General features: G+C 42.6%; 13 protein-coding genes. 11 read left to right on the top strand and 2 right to left on the bottom strand.

Annotation, left to right across the window (positions count from 1 at the left end; translation table 11 throughout):
- Positions 1 to 50: 50 nt before the first annotated feature.
- The gene (locus tag ACVBIO_RS11230) at positions 51 to 1352 is read right to left on the bottom strand and encodes an NAD(P)/FAD-dependent oxidoreductase (RefSeq protein ID WP_447172621.1); all 1302 of its coding nucleotides are present in this window, start codon (positions 1350 to 1352) and stop codon (positions 51 to 53) included.
- Positions 1353 to 2230: 878 nt separating this feature from the next.
- Here ACVBIO_RS11230 and ACVBIO_RS11235 point away from each other — a divergent pair.
- The 10 genes from ACVBIO_RS11235 to ACVBIO_RS11280 all read left to right on the top strand — a co-directional run bounded on the left by ACVBIO_RS11235 (position 2231) and on the right by ACVBIO_RS11280 (position 11697).
- A complete protein-coding gene (locus ACVBIO_RS11235; protein ID WP_447172622.1) occupies positions 2231 to 3124 on the top strand; it encodes a hypothetical protein in 894 nt (297 codons plus the stop codon).
- Positions 3125 to 3135: 11 nt separating this feature from the next.
- Positions 3136 to 3852, top strand: a complete 717-nt coding sequence (locus ACVBIO_RS11240) for a hypothetical protein (protein ID WP_447172623.1) — start codon at positions 3136 to 3138, stop codon at positions 3850 to 3852.
- Positions 3852 to 5030, top strand: a complete 1179-nt coding sequence (locus ACVBIO_RS11245; protein WP_447172624.1) for a hypothetical protein — start codon at positions 3852 to 3854, stop codon at positions 5028 to 5030. The genes ACVBIO_RS11240 and ACVBIO_RS11245 overlap by 1 nt, the downstream gene beginning before the upstream one ends.
- Positions 5012 to 6403, top strand: a complete 1392-nt coding sequence (locus ACVBIO_RS11250; RefSeq protein ID WP_447172625.1) for a hypothetical protein — start codon at positions 5012 to 5014, stop codon at positions 6401 to 6403. Before ACVBIO_RS11245 ends, ACVBIO_RS11250 begins: the two co-directional genes overlap by 19 nt.
- 23 nt (positions 6404 to 6426) lie before the next feature.
- Positions 6427 to 7719 carry a hypothetical protein gene (locus ACVBIO_RS11255; protein WP_447172626.1) on the top strand — a complete coding sequence of 431 codons (1293 nt, stop codon included), beginning with the start codon at positions 6427 to 6429 and terminating at the stop codon, positions 7717 to 7719.
- Positions 7709 to 8470 (top strand): hypothetical protein, encoded by a 762-nt coding sequence (locus ACVBIO_RS11260; protein WP_447172627.1) that lies wholly within the window; start codon positions 7709 to 7711, stop codon positions 8468 to 8470. The genes ACVBIO_RS11255 and ACVBIO_RS11260 overlap by 11 nt, the downstream gene beginning before the upstream one ends.
- Before the next feature lie 24 nt (positions 8471 to 8494).
- The gene (locus tag ACVBIO_RS11265) at positions 8495 to 9805 is read left to right on the top strand and encodes a transglycosylase SLT domain-containing protein (RefSeq protein ID WP_447172628.1); all 1311 of its coding nucleotides are present in this window, start codon (positions 8495 to 8497) and stop codon (positions 9803 to 9805) included.
- 14 nt (positions 9806 to 9819) lie between these two features.
- Complete coding sequence (locus ACVBIO_RS11270) at positions 9820 to 10395, top strand: hypothetical protein (protein WP_447172629.1); 576 nt, start codon at positions 9820 to 9822, stop codon at positions 10393 to 10395.
- A 238-nt stretch (positions 10396 to 10633) separates the two neighbouring features.
- On the top strand, positions 10634 to 11020 hold the full coding sequence (locus ACVBIO_RS11275) for a DUF2541 family protein (RefSeq protein ID WP_447172630.1): 387 nt from the start codon (positions 10634 to 10636) through the stop codon (positions 11018 to 11020).
- A 164-nt stretch (positions 11021 to 11184) separates the two neighbouring features.
- The gene (locus ACVBIO_RS11280) at positions 11185 to 11697 is read left to right on the top strand and encodes a hypothetical protein (protein ID WP_447172631.1); all 513 of its coding nucleotides are present in this window, start codon (positions 11185 to 11187) and stop codon (positions 11695 to 11697) included.
- A gap of 153 nt (positions 11698 to 11850) precedes the next feature.
- Here ACVBIO_RS11280 and ACVBIO_RS11285 read toward each other — a convergent pair whose 3' ends face one another.
- Positions 11851 to 12378, bottom strand: coding sequence for a hypothetical protein (locus ACVBIO_RS11285; RefSeq protein WP_447162967.1), 528 nt, complete (start codon positions 12376 to 12378; stop codon positions 11851 to 11853).
- Positions 12379 to 12773: 395 nt separating this feature from the next.
- On the opposite strand from ACVBIO_RS11285, the gene ACVBIO_RS11290 reads away from it, so the two are divergent.
- Positions 12774 to 16264: collagenase (locus ACVBIO_RS11290; RefSeq protein WP_447172632.1), on the top strand; the 3491-nt coding region annotated here is incomplete at its 3' end.

Genomic DNA, 16264 nt, shown 5'->3' on the forward strand with positions numbered 1-16264 from the left:
ACAGGCCTGAGTTCTCATTTTGCGACTCAAGCCTGACTCATATAGGCGAACTAGTGCAGCTTCATTCTCGGTCTCACCACTCGCATCAGCTTTTCGGCACACCATAACGCGATGGTCTTTAAGGTGCCATGAATGGCTTGCTGATGCATACGATATAGCGAAATATAAACCAGACGTGCAATCTTACCTTCAACAAACATGCTGTTTTTAGTTAGGTTGCCCATCAAGCTACCGACTGTGCTATAACGCGACAGATTGACCAGTGAGCCATGATCGACATACACATAATCATGTAGCGGCTCACCTTTCAGCTCATTAAGAATGTTCTTCTCGACACACTCTGCCATCTGATGCGCAGATTGTGCTCTTGGCGGCACAAAGCTGCCATCGGCTTGCTGACAAGCACAGCAATCACCAATCACGTAAATATCATCGCTTACGGTACTGAGTAGATTAGGCTTAACCATAATTTGGTTAGCACGGTTAAGCTCAAAAAAGCCGATATCTTTAATAAAGTCTGCCGCCTTAACGCCTGCAGCCCAAAGCATAATATTAGCTTCAATTAACTGACCTTCAGAGGTCACAAAACCTTCAGCCGTCGCTTCGCTAATACGGGTGTTTTCCATCACATTAACCCCCAATTTACTTAGCTCAGTTCTTGCCGAGGTGGCAATACGTTCAGGCAAGGCTGGTAAAATGCGCTCACCCACCTCAATCAAGTGAATATTAAGTTTTTCAGCCGTCATCTTGCTTAAGCCGTAAACCTTAAGCATATCGGTTACATGGTACAGTTCAGCCGATAATTCAACACCTGTTGCGCCGCCGCCCACAATGGCAATATTAAGCTCATTAATCGTTTCTGACTGATGCACTCGCGTAAAGCTGTCTAGCAACGCATTATGAAAACGATTCGCTTGCTGATGTGAGTCTAGGAAGAAGCAATTCTCTTTAACACCTGGAGTATTAAAGTCATTACTGACGCTACCAATAGCGATGACTAATTTGTCATATTGAATTTGACGTTCAGGCAACATCACCTTACCCGCCTCATCAATAATGGGCGCCACAGACAGTGACTGACTTTTCTCATCTAAACCACAAAATGTGCCTAGCTGAAACTGATAACCATGTTTAGCTGCGTGAGCAGAATACACAACGCCATCAAGCGCAGAGTCCAGTGAGCCCGTCGCCACTTCATGCAATAATGGCTTCCAAATATGAGTACGATTCTTATCGACTAAGATAATTTGGGCTAGGTTTTTTCTACCCAGTTTATGCCCCAATTGCGTTGCTAGCTCTAAACCACCAGCGCCACCACCTACAATCACAATTTTTGGGTTTGCCGATCTCATCACTTCATTCCTCTATAGGCCAAATATTGCGCCCTTTACAAGGCGGCAATCGAGCCAGACTCTAAATTAACTATCACTTACTTAATACTGCTATGTTGACGCAAAACATGACCTAAGTCACGTTGATAAAATCCGTTTTTTTGACAAAAATCAGTTGACTTAACCAGTCGCAAAACCAAAACCAACATTACAACCCTAAAAGGCTTACCACTTTAAGCACATTCAACATAACCAGTAACATATGGTGATTGACTATACCCTCGTTAATGCAACTTACTCATCTAGCACATTGCGATCTCAAGCACATTGCTTGCTTAAAGCCCTTCCTAAGAGTTAATCCTTGCTCAAGTTATTTCAGCGAAATGGAAAATATTCATCATTAATTAAGTTAACTCTCTTACCACTTTTGCTATCAACAGAATACTTACGAAGACATAATCCGTAAAAGCCGATCTTATTTAAATATTAGATATTCAAAATGCAAATATAACTTAATTAAATATAAGATAACTAATTAATTAAAAAGTCAAAGTTAAATCAACTTATATATAAATTTTATTTACATGCGCGCAATCACAATTACAGCATAAAGAAAATAAACGTATAATCGATTTTTTATGCATGGTAATGAATAACTTATCATGCATGAAAAATGTTCACACAGTAAATAAGTGCAACCAATACCACAGATTAAATAACCTTGACCATAACGCCACTAACCAACACAGCTGAGAACAACCAACCAAAAAGTAGCAACGCATTCGACTAAATATTCAAAATCGCACTTTTCAATTAAATAAATAAAATTGAAACAATAATTAATTTTTCGTACTTTATAAAAAACATATAAACTAAATTACATTATGAAGTCGCTAATTATGGCTTTTATCACACTGCTGCTAATACTACCTCTGAATATCATTAATAGCGCTCATGCTAATGACACATACCTAAAGATTAAAGGCTACGGTAATAATCAAAGAAGTGCAGAGCTAGATGCTAAGCAGCAATTAGCATTACAACTATATAGCAAAGTAGAAGTTACAGAGAAAAGCCAACAAGAAAAAACAAATAATGTAGCTACCTCTAGTTATTCTCTTAATTCAAGCATTGACTCTTTACCTATTGAAATTAGCAATATGGAATTTGTTAAACAAAACTGTCAGCAACAACCTTGTGAATATGAATTTAGAATCAATAAAACGGTGTGGGGAAAGAAATTACTAGCTGACATCAACCACAGCCATTTGCTAGCCACTGATTTGTTGGCGAATCAAGGCACCTCATGGCGCGATCTAAACCGCTTAAACGAAGCCTCTAGGTTGATTTTTAAAGCACGCAACACCATTGCGCTTGCACCAAGCTTAATTGAAACAAGTTTTGATCCCTTAAATAAAACTCAGCTCAGTTTAGAGCGGGCGTTAAACAAACAGGCTCAAAGTATTAGTGTTGTAGTTTCCGCTTCTTCAGACTTATTTGCATCAACAGTAAAGTCGACATTAACACAGTCGTTAACTGCCTCTGCAAATGCAAATATTACGCTTTATATCAAAGCTCAAACTCAGCACGGTAAACAAGGACAGCAATTCATAGTCAAGCAAACTCTATGGTTACAGTTTTTTGAAGCCAGTAACCCGAGTTTGGCTGTTGGTGAAAAGATACTGACCGAAATAGGCAAGTCATCAAATAACGCAGAGTCTGCTAAGAACGCGGCACAGCAAAAAATTATTAATACCATAAACAATAAATCAATATTTACATTGCTACATTAAAGGGACTAAAAATGTTTAAAAAAACTATCATCGCAGCTCTAATGCTTTCTGTTATTTCTGGTTGTACCTCAATGTCTGGTGCGGGCTCTGCAACAGCTGATCGCGCTCAGATGAAAGTCGAGTTAACGGAAAACTGTGCCACTCTAGGCGATAAGTACACCCCAGTTTCATATGCGGTCGATAAAGCCTCTAAAGTGATGGTATCAATTCAAGAGCGCCAATGTGCAGTATTTAATAGTTACTCGACTCTAGCTTCAAAGCATGCAGATGTCGCCGGCTTCTTAGCCATTAACGCGGACAAGTCTGACGAAGAACTACTTATTGCCATGAACGAGTTTGATGCAGCCAAGCCAGAAAATAAGAAGATCCGTCCTCAAGTAGAAGCCTACCAAAACGCATCTGATGACATTTTTGATGAAAACGTAGAGCTCACAGCCGATATCACTCTGCAAGTTGCAGAGATTGCCTACATTGCTACACAGAATGCTACAGCTATCGCTCATGATTCTGCAGGCGGATTATTGGATAGCATCCTCGCATTTTTCTCGAATGAGTCTAAAGAAGAAGGCGAAGCGGAAGAGATCGTGCCAATCGTTGCTGCATACGATGAATTATCAGCACGATCAGAGCTTGCTTTTGATGCCAACACATTGATCTCAATGGATCAAGACACTATCGAGCAATTAAAAAATCTAGATAAGGTTTTAGCTGAAAAAGTGAAAGCATAATGAAGCTGACTAAAGTTGCTTGTTTAGTGGCTTTGGGCATTGCCATCTCAGGCTGTCAAAGCACTAAAGTTTCACAGACACATTCTGTTGAAAGTAATGCAGGAAACTCCTCGCTCATTATCGGCAAATCTGCTCATGATTTTGAGAGCAGTGACATCGAGGTGCCTGCATATTTCAACACCCAAGGCTTGCAATTTTGCTCATATGAAGCTGAAGAGAAAGATAGTCGCTGCCCATTAGCCAAGAAAACTATTCGTCTATATTTCGGGGATGTTCAAACTGATGTAAGTGAGAACTTGCAAGGTACATCTGCAGATGTATTTAATGCGATGCACTCGAGTATTGGCCAGTTTAAAAGCAAAGCGCTAGAAAACACACTAGAAAACCAATTTGCAGGCGTAAACCGTTTCCGCATTTTGACTCGAGATACTGATTCAGTAAATGCCGCTATGGGTGAGATTCTTGCTGATGAGGGCGCGGTTAATGTCGCTAAAAAAGCGAGCAGCAAGAGCAGACTATCGACAGACTACATCATAAAAGTCGATGTACTGAAGACTGGCGATATGCTGTTTGGCTCAACACAATCCTTATTCCAGACATCAATGGAAATATCAACCGGTGTTATCGATCCTTATACTCGGGAAAAATTGAGCTATCCAAATATTGGTAAAATTCGCGTCTCTAACTTTGATGTACGAGAAAAAAACAGTTTTACCACTGTCATTGCTAACGGCGAATACTACCGTGGTTTCAACTACACCAGCGGCAAGGATGTCGAATCTGTATTGAACGAAATGTCTTCACGTAGTTTCGACATCATGCTGACCCGCCTACTCAAAGAGATGCCAGCCACTGCACAAGTGATGGGGATCAAAGGAGACCGTATTTCATTAGACCGCGGTCAAAATGCGGGTGTGTTACCCAATGAAACAATGGTGGTGTTTGAATATAGCGCAGGCTTTGTTGAGCCAATAGGTGTCGCAACCGTTAACCCAAGCATGCAAAGTGCCCAAGGCAAAATTATCCGTTGGAAAGACAGTAATCTTGCAGAGCAGGTACGCGATGAAGCGGAAACTGGCATCTACCGTCCAGACCGTCAACGCCGCATCTTTGCCGTCAGTGTAGGGGTACCAATGGAGTTTATGAAGGAACGTAGTACATGGGTGCAAAAAGGTTAACTCAAGGCTTCGCCCTCAGTACCTTATTTGTATGCCTGTCTGCTTCAGCATTGGAGCTAGATAAGAGCCAGCCTTCGCTGGCTCTTGTTGAACAAGGCTGTGCATATGGACGTGGGGCTTTGGCAATAGAGGCAGCAAAGGCGCAAGGTTTAAATAATCTGCGCTTATTTCTGTTAGGCGAAACATCATTTTCCTTCTCAACAGACGACACTCACCTATTTGACGAGCAGTTTAATCAACATAGTCGAGAGCTACTGGTATCGGGGATTGCCCAGGGTGTTATTCGAGCAGACTACGATCAACCTGAAATACAGGGTGATGATACATGCATAACAATGCGTCTGACTCCCCCCACTGATCAAGCTCCAGAAAGCTTGCAAGATGTTGTCTGGGATTCGGAGCCAACAATGTCCGTCGTTGTTGTTGGAGAAGGAAAAAGTAAGGCAGGGCTAACTGCTCGCCAAGCCGCAGAGCAAGACGCGTTTCAGCGTGCTGTAAGTCAGGTGCTTGGAGTAATGGTCAAGTCAGGCTTTATGCAACAAACAAGCTCCAATATGTCAGCATCAGCGAACTCTGACGACTTTAATATGCAAGAGGTGGCAACACAGTCTCTGTCTTTGCAGTCTCAGGGGTTAGTAAGTCGCTGGAACGAAATCAGTTCTCAGCAACTACCTGACGGTACATTGACAGTAACCCTAGATATTACAGTTGAAAAGAAACGTATCGAAGAGAAAGTGGCTGAGCTAATAACAAGTCTTGGACAGCCCGCTGTTTACATTGATGCAAATCTTCCCATTGTGAAGCAAACCTTTACTGATGCGCTGGCCTCAATGGGATTTAACCTATCTAAGTCACCTGCTGCAGCGAGCATCATTCTGCAGGTCTTAGAAAACGAAAAACTAACACCGTCAGGGCTACAGCTTGAACTGAGAGCAAGCGTAATCGACCGCGCTGGTAACCAATATGGTGTATGGCACAACGACCCGACCTTTTTAACCTTGCCAAACAAACCTGACATGCTCAATGAGTTAGCTTCTGTGCATCTGGCTTTAGAAGACAATCAGCAAGCACTCAAACAACAGTTACACGATTCAGTGCATAAGATGGCTATGCGAGGTGGTCCAGTACGAGAGTTAATTTTATCGGAGAAAGCAGCGGGTAAGCATGGCCAGCTTTACACCTTACTCAGTGCGATCAATGGTGTTTCAGATATAAAAATCAATACCCACTCAGGCAAAGTCATAGTGCAGCTTAGGTCGTTAAATAATGCAAACGACTTAGCTCAATATATCGCGCCATCATTACGCATTCACCAACCACAATACCAATCAAAACTTAGCGTGCTTAATGAATACCAAATTCAGGTACTTTAAGTCCACAAGGATATAAGTTCATCATGTTTAAAAAAACACTCGTGTCATTAGTATTGGCAAGTATCTTAGGCTCAGCCCATGCCAGTGTTGATTTTGATCTAAACGATCTCGTTCCAGCGACAAATGGAAAACAAGCACAAACCATTGATACTTCAGATGTTAAAGAAGTTGATGGCTTAGTGGTTGGCACTGACGCTAAAGCAGCTGTATTAGTTGCCCATAAAAGCCTAATTGAAGATGATGGTGACGGTGTAAAAATGATCGCAGTTAGCTCTGGAGTCGGCATACTCTCTGCAGGTTCTGCAAGCTACGAAACCTACGAAAACCGTAACGCATCACTGCTGTCAAAACGTGCCGCTTATACCAAAGCATTTCAAATTGCTAAGAAGCAATTAGTGGAAAATATGGAAGGTATGAGTAACGCATGTGCCACTGTCGTTAACGAAGTGACGGACATGATTGACACTGGCACCGAAAGTGCGGCTAACACCCAAAGTTTCACCAGTGATAATTGTGCCGAGTCGGTTAAAGGCGCATTGGTTGGTTATGTCACCTTCGATGTTTTTGACGATCCAATAGAAAAAATGGTACGCGTAAGCTTAATCTCTACGCCTAAAACCCGCGAACAAACTAAACGCCAAGTGGGTGCCTTAACCCAAACCACTGAACCCAATATCATCTTCAAGCAAATTATTAATGATCTCCAAGCAGGTGTTATGCCTCCTGTTGGCGCGAAAGTGATCACTAACGCAGATACAGGTGAGTCATTTGTACTTGGTTTTGGTTCATCCATTATTCGCGAAAATAGAAGCAAGAATGTTCAACGTAAACTATTGAGCGCTTCAAAATCACAAGCGCAAGCTAAAGCACGCAACAGCTTAATCTCGGTGATGCAAGGTGAAGAGGTTTACTGGCAAGGAGGGTTTGCAGAAAACCAAATCGAGAAGAATGAACAGTTCGAATACGAACCTGACAATATCAATCCTGCCGATGCAACTGTACTTGCTGAGGATAAACACACTTTCCTCAATAATATGAAAACATCAGATTCATACAAGTCATTTGCAGCGGGTAAAGTCCCTGCAGGTGTATCAGTTAAAACATTCACCAGCGCCGATGGCAACTGGTCTCTTGCCGTAGCTGTGTATGCGCCTTCATTAGAAGCCGCAGCTAAAAAAGCATCGGCTGAAAATAAACAGAGATTACGAGAAGGAAATGTTGGTAGCACTCATAAGGTCAACACCACTGGTGGTCTAACCGAAACAGAGAGCTCCCAAGGTGCTTCAGGTCAGGTAAGCAGTATCAATGAGCTGTAAATCGACAGGTTTATTGCTGGCAAGCTTTTTAAGCTTGCCAGCAATGGCAAATCAAGCTAACAGCTGGGAATTCTCAGGTACCCGTTATCAAGTAAGTGGGCAAGCCCCTCATTACACGGCCACCGTAGAGCGTGAAAGAGGCCTCCCCTCCCCTCAAATGAAAAGTCTTTGCCGCAAAGGTCTCGCATTACCTTTACGTACAAATTATGAGAATCAGTTAATAGCAGCGCAGCTCATTAAAGACCCATTTTCCGACTGGCCTCTGATCAACCTGCAATTCGAACTTGATAACATTCAATACCGTAATGTGACAGAGCTGACAGCCTCTTGTTCTGCAACCCTTCTCGACAGCGGCAAATCCACTAACCTAGCAACAACAGGGTTAAGCTATGCCGTTGCTTATTACGCAACAAAGCAGTATGCAGCCATCAAACCTCTGCTGCCGTATTTGATGAAAGAGCCTGCGGTATCCATGGACGGAGCCAGCCTGATAACGCTATTACTCCAACAACAAGATCCCGTTAAAGCAGAGGCTTACTTTGACAAGTATGTTGTTGTAACTAAAGTCGAAAGCGACAGTATCAAACTCTGGTTAGCTCAATGGAAAATGCAACAAGAACAACTCACAACGAGTCTAACTATCGTTAAATTATGCAAAAGCTCTGCTTGCCAACAACTGGCCACCGATATCAATAATGCCATCGATAAGCTTGAGCAATCTTCCGCAGATGACTTGTCATCCTATTTCTAATTCTTGCCCACGGAAAACTTAACCTTGATAAAACTTCGACATAGCATTTTATGTATTGCCATTAATTTATGTTTCGTCAGTCATGTTGCAGCTAATGATCCTTTTGCAGAACTGGATCATGAGGTCAGTCAATTAAGCGCTGATGATTCAAACGAGTTTAATCAATGGTATGCCGCGCATATTAATGAATTTACCCAATGGCAAATCGCTTATTTGGAGGATTGGGATAAGCAACAACAAGATTCTATTGCTCATTGGGGAGACGCGAAAACAAGCTCACAAGATATGATTGTTGTGGTCGATAATAAAAGCCATTCACGAACCGTAATCGATTTAAAAAATAATCAAATAACCATAGATATCAAACCCAGTGAGTCAACTGCCAATAAACAGCAGCAACTAGATAGTATCAATAATGTTATTGCCTCAAACCAAGAATTATTAACAAGTATTGGCTTAACAACGCCTGTTACCGCCAAGTCTGATGCAACCAAAATCATTGATGTAAAGCTGAATACTGACGTTATCAATCAAGTACAAAATACGATAAAAGCCCAAACTGAACGCCAAATGAGTCAGTTAGATATTTATAGCGAACAAAGCGAAGTGCTAACCGATGAAGCCATAAAAGAGCAGGTTCTCACAGAGCAAAAGCGCGTCATGAAAGCCAATGAACTAGAAAGAGTCGCTAAACTCGAAGATAACTTCAAAAAGAATCAACAAACCTTAGCGCGAACGCCCATAAAACTGGTGCAGTATCGGGTCGATATTCCGACTTCGGCAGTATCTGAACGGGCGAAAAACTACATGCCCTATATTTACGTCGAAAGTGTAAAACAAAAACTACCAGCACCGCTGATCCTGGCCATTATGCATACCGAGTCCCATTTTAATCCAAAAGCCAAATCTCATGTTCCGGCTTTTGGGTTGATGCAGATTGTCCCCAACACTGCGGGGCATGATGTCAATAGACTCTACCGTGGCAAAGATAGTCCAATGAGCGCAAATGAGCTTTACAACCCACAGGTCAATATAGAAACAGGTACAGCCTACTTAAAGATCCTCAAAAGTAGATACCTAAAAGGGATTAAAGATCCTCAAAGCGCGACGTATGCAATGATCGCAGCATATAACACCGGTTCTGGCAATATTGCCAAAGCGTTTGGACTCAAAAGCGTGAATATGACGGTGAAAAAAATTAATACCATGAGTTCGCAGCAAGTTTATCAACACTTAATGACCAACCTGCCTTACAAAGAAACGCGTAATTATCTTGAAAAAGTGAATAACAAGCTGAAGACATACAGCGAAAAAAATAAGAGTTCAACAATCTAACAAAAGGTTACACGATGAATAAGACTATTTTATCAGCAGCATTAATGACATTCCTAATGACTGGTTGCGCCAGCCAAGACGCTAACGTCGAACAAGCGCAATTAAATACCGCAAGCGCTATCCCTACTTGGGTGATGAACCCTGCATCGGCAAATGGGTTTTCGGCTTCTAACTGCGTCAAAAGCTCAGGAAACTTCTCCATTGACCGTAATCATGCGGTGTCACTTTCACGCACAACTTTAGCGCAAAATATGGAGCTAAAAGCCAGCGTACTAGAGAAAACATTCCAAAAGTTAGATGATTCAGCAGGTTTAGTAACTGCAGGCTCTTCATTTGAGCAAATTGCCAAGCAAGTAACGAGTGTTTCTCTACAAAAAAGTCAGGTTGAACAAGTCGCCATAATAAAAATTAATAATGTTGATCAAGTGTGCGCCCTAGTAACCATTCCTAAAACGGTCACATCAGCGTTATTCAATGACTCAGTTGGTCAAAATTCCAATATTAACCCTACTGACAAAGCTGCGCTCTATAAAGAGTTTGTCAGTCAGAAAACAACCAAAGAGTTAGAAAGCCAGGTTAAGAGCCTTTAATGATTTAACTCTGCCATTTAACTCAATGGCTAACCATTACACCTGTTTATTGTTCATCAACTTAACACGCTACTGGTTAGCCTAATCTCTCACTTTTGAGCCCCCCCCCCCCCCCGAACAAGGCTAATCTTCATCCTCTTAATTATTGCTAGTGATGTCTAACTTCATTCAATATTTGCTAGCGCGAAAGCAAACAAAAGACTAATTTAGCCGCCCTTTTCATTCACTAACCGAAAATATGAATATCAAATCCTTTGTGACTGGCTTAATGATGGCTGCAAGCATGCTAGCAGTAAGCAATATTGCTATGGCTGATGAGCAAATTACTTTAGGTCGTACGATCTTATTGAGCGGCGGCGATCACGGCGCAAAAATTCCGCTATTGATTTGCCGTAAAACTGACGCGATTCGTGTAAAGGCTGAGCGCGATCTGCATTTAGAAAAAATCAAAGTCACCTTTAATAACGGCCAGACTAAGACAATTCGCTTCTATCGTGATCTAAAGAAAAACCAACACACTGACTGGCGTGGTTTCGCTTACCGTCGCTGTGTAAAAAAGCTGGAAGTCTTCGGTAACTCTGATGGTTCTAAAGCAGGTGTTAAAGTTTACGGCCGTAAAAAGTAATACCTCCAGAAGTAGACGTCTGTACTATTGACGACTTATTTAGCGGTTGCTACTTTAGCCGATAAAGTAAAGTGACTGTATTTATGTCAAGCACCACCGTGAGTGGTTACTCGGGATATTTATGGTCATTTTAAAGGATGTGTTTGACTTACATGGAGTAAATTATGAAAAAGATTCTTCTTTGCACATTCGTGCTAAGCCTTTGCGCCTGCAAAAGTAACGACATCAAAAACATTGCAGATTCCGTTTCAGATATCGCTAGCATAGGCTCATCCACTAACGGCTCTTCTAATCCAGGTTACAGCCACGACAAACCACAATATTCAAATCAATCTGAAGATGTTTATGCCGCACTGACGGGGAAAACGAGCAGAGATTTTGGCGTTATTCGCTCAATTGAATCTGAAAAAAACCCTAAAGGCATGACCATGGTGCGTTTCGTTGCCTTCCATCAAGATAGTGGGGCAGCAATGGAAAGCGATCAATACCTATATGCCGTTGATGACAATGGCTGGATGGCAGATAAAAGCATAGCTGCGTACGATACTCGCACGACGATGCTTAATAGCGGCCAATATTACCTGAAAGCAAAATCAGACCAAGGCAAGTTCTACACCACCGGAATGATCAATGTCACCCCAGGAGTAACTAACGTAGTGACGATTGATCTCGAGTAGCTATAGCCTAAATATGTCTGCGATAAACACCAATCCTAATACAAAAATGACCACTTAATAGTGGTCATTTTTCATTGAGCTATGATCTTGAGCTATGGCTCATTAAACTATGATCATTGAGCCATGATTCATTGAGCCAATGCTTATTGGAAGTTAATTGGCTTGTTGCTGACATTCGAGCAATAGCTGCTGAAAATGCGCGCCTAAATCTTGGCTAGCAAACTCTTCACTTGCCGTTGCCATCTGCTGCAACTGTTGTAACCCTTGCTCAACACCTTGTTCGGCAATGATCTGCTTAGCGTAAGCCGCCGCATCGGCGCCTTTTTGTAGCAGGCTAGACATATTCTCTAAGCTAAAATCTTGCTCTAGTAAGCCTTCTAACTCACTAAGAAGTTCTGTAATCTTTGCCGACTCGACCAGTGCTCCCTCTACATTAACAAGCTCGCCAACAGGGTCCATCTCAAGTTTGCTAGCTACACAAGCCGCCACACTACCGGCCTCAGCACCACTGGCAACGGCCTCGATACCTTGGCTACGGATCTGTTCAATTACTTGCTGTAACTGCTCATTTTTGGCTAGCCATGCTTGCTCTAGCTGCTGTTTTTCATCGCCACCAAAATAACCACAACCACTTAAACTAATTGCCAAAGCTGCCGGCACTATTACCGTCTTAAACTGCATTTAACTACTCCAACAAATCAATGGCTAAACTGCCATCAGGGCTAGTATACCCAGATAATCTAATAGCGACTTTTAAACTTATTTAATCTTCACAAAAACTTCCTGCAGGCAAGATCCATAACAGCAAGAGATAGAACTCACTTTTTGCTCCACCTTTTCAGCTTTTTCCTCTTTTTTATGAACCTAAATCTCATTTAAATTTTATCAAGCTTTGACTTTGTATACATTATATTGTTAACCTAAAGTTAAATTTAACAAAACAATAACAACCAACTTAACTCGGATGGTTAAGTATCTGAAGTCATACAAGGGAATTGGTACGACTACTTTAGGGGAGCAGTTATGGCAACAAAGCCTAACTTCTACAATCCCTCACCCACTGAGGTTAGATAATTATGATAAGAAACATTAAAGCCCACTTACCCAATATCATCTCTCGCAAGTCCATTCTCACTAGTGCCATTCTAGCCTCAATAAATATCGGCTCAGTACAAGCTGCAGAAATGTGTGGAGATAAAACCTTAGACCGACAAGGTGAAGTTCTGGCGAATCAAAGCCACTGCATCACTGATTATGGTCATTACTTTTATATCAATGTTCCTTACGAAAATAGTCAGATCACTATCACTACCTCTGGTGGTAGCTTTACTGGCAGCGATGCCGATCTTATTTTATACGACGGTGATGATTGGAGCGGTAATCAAGAGCTGATTAGCAGTACTCCAGACACCAATGATGAAAGCCTCTCTTTCACCTCTCGTGCAGGAGAGCGTTACTTTAAAATTAATGGCAATATCCAACAAACCACACTAGAAGTCACCATTACAGGAGGCGATGTACCGCCACCTATGGGGGATTATATTGTGTTTAATACCAATATTGACATTACTCTACCCGCTCCTGCGATCACTTCTAAGAACCAATATGGTGCAACGATTGCTACCATACTTGCAGCCAGTTACAGCGACTTCGAAACAATCGCTGGTGCGAGCCAGGACCCCATTTCAGATGTAACAGAAGCGCTTCATTACTTGGCAAGCGCTGATGACTTAGACGACCCAGATCTAAACCAGCTTTTATACTTCCTCGCCTCTTATAAATATTACGCTGAAGCGATGACAGATACAGAAGCACTGCAACTCAGCATTGCTCTGCAAGCCGTAGCCAAAATGAGCAACTTTATTGGTGATAAGGGTGGAGTAATACAAGAAGGTTTTGCTGCTGCACTTAATAACTTTGAACGCGGTGCGGGGTCGGCATACTTTAAAGATCTACTTCCTCATCTGCTTGCCGCTATTCAATATCATTCAGAGCAAAGTAATCCATTTGGCGGTAACAATGCCGGTGATGCCACAATGGCACTGATGAAGGCCATCGGTTCAGCAGCTTACTATGGTGATTCAGCCACAAAAGCGGCTTATAACGATCGCATGCTTGATGTGTTATCGGTAATGCGTAGCTTTGCATATCTTGGCGAAACCTCTCTCGATATGCGCTGGCCTGCAGAAGATGATAGAAAGTGGATTGTGCCTCATACCTTTATTGCACTCGGTAAGATCTCAACCATTGGCACAGACGAAGCAAAAGGCCGTTTCGATAACACAGTGATTGAAGTACATGACAAAATTGCCAACGTGTTGTCATTAGAAACAACCGAAACCATGGTAACCAAAAGCTACTTAGAATCCGCTGGTCGACAGTGTGAAGCGGGTGACTCGTTATTTGGTAACTGTATCGTACCGCCAAAAGAAGAAGATATCTTAACCGTACGTCATGAGTGTACCGACAAACTGATCATTCGTGCTCAAAGCAGTATCTCACAAGCGACTCTAAACCAGTCTTGTGCTGACTTGGCCGAGCAAGAAACTGAGTTTCACGCCTTCTTTAATACTAACGGCATTCCGGTAGCAGGCGATCAAAATGATGTACTCGAGGTCGTAGCCTTCGCTTCACCTGAAGACTACGAGAAATACGCACCAGAATTTTTTGGGATTAGTACGGATAATGGCGGTATGTACCTTGAAGGTTCACCTGAGGTTGTAGGCAATCAAGCGCGCTTTATTGCCATGCAGTGTCCTGATTCGTGGGTTGGCAGCTCTTGCCAATATGAAGATCAAATCTACAACCTGCGCCATGAGTTTGTGCATTACTTAGATGGCCGCTATATCAAGAAAGGCTCTTACGGCTCGTTTGATTACAACGTGTCTTGGTCTGAAGGTATGGCAGAGTACTTAGCTAATGGTCATGATCACCCTAGAACCAATAACAGCCTTGAAGGCGAAACGGTTCCACCGCTCTACAACCTACTGTTTATGGCCTATGGATACGATGAGCTCTATCCATGGAGTTATTACGCAATGCATTTTTTATCTGAACAGCACCCTGATGAGATCGTTAAAATCACCGAAGCACTGAAAGCTGGTGACAAAGATGCCTACACTGAAGTGCTAAAAGGTGTAGCAGAACGAACAGAATCTGGTTTTGAAGCGTTTGTCTTAGCTAATGCAGATGTTGTTGCACCACCAGTTGCCACAATACCGGCAAATAATGTCATTGGGGAATGTGCGCTGACTCAGCAGTATGCGCGTCATATCGATGCCGAGAAAATTGACTTTACTATTACTAACAGCACTGACACACCAGTATCACTGTTCTGGGTAGACAATAATAAAGGCACAGCCAACTTTGCTAACAATTATAAAACGCTGAATCTTGGTGAAAGCTACAGTTCTGAAAATTGGCGTCAAGGCGATCGCATGATGCTGAGCGACAACGCAATGAACTGTTTAGGTGTGAGCGTAATGACCCATGCCAGCAACGACTTCACGATTGAGCAAGAATTGGTAAAAGATGTGGTACCTGAGCAGATCCCAGCACAGGATCTACTTGGCAGCTGCGATCTGATTAGACCTCACCTCATCAAAGATGAGTCTCACGAGTTCACCATTACCAATACCACGGACTATCCAGTTCGCCTGTTCCGTATTGATAATCTGACTGGCAAACCAAAATATGCAAGCGCCGCCACGGGCTTTGACTTTGGCTATGGCACACTCAACCAAGGCGAAAGTTATACATCGGATATTTGGTATGGTGACCGTCGCTTTGTGGTAACCGATGCGCGTCTTAATTGTTTAAGTGTCGGCGTACTCAATAATCCAACAGCTGACTTTACCATTGATGAAACCACTATCGCTAACGCGGCAGAGCCAGAAGTCATTCCAGCAGCGAATACCATTGGTAGTTGTGATCTTCAAGCTAAGCACTTAGTGGGCCCATTTGAAGCTGACTTCTCATTTACTAACACCACTAATACACCTGTACGTATTCACCGTGTAGACAATGAAACCGGAGAGCTCAGTGAAAGCTTTGGCTTTACCACTATCGCAAACGGTGAGACTTACGACAGTGAAACGACCTGGAAGTGGTTTGGTAACCGCCGCGCAGCCATTACTGATGAAAACAATCAGTGTTTAGGCGTAGCTGTGATGGACCAAGAGGAAGAGTTCAATGAGTACCTAATTACTGACGAATTGCTCGATGGTAATGTTACCGTACCTGTTGATACGGACGGCGACGGCGTGATTGATAGCCAAGACGCATTCCCAAATGATCCATCTGAAACTACTGATAGCGATGGTGACGGTGTGGGTAACAACGGCGATGCCTTCCCGAATGATGCGACTGAATCTGTCGACTCTGATGGAGACGGTGTGGGTAACAACGGTGATGCCTTCCCGAATGATGCGACTGAATCTGTCGACTCTGATGGAGACGGTGTGGGTAACAACGGCGATGCCTTCCCTAACGATGCGACTGAATCTGTCGACTCTGATGGAGACGGTGTGGGTAACAACGGCGATGCCTTCCCTAACGATGCGACTGA

This window comes from Shewanella sp. 0m-8 (assembly GCF_052977265.1).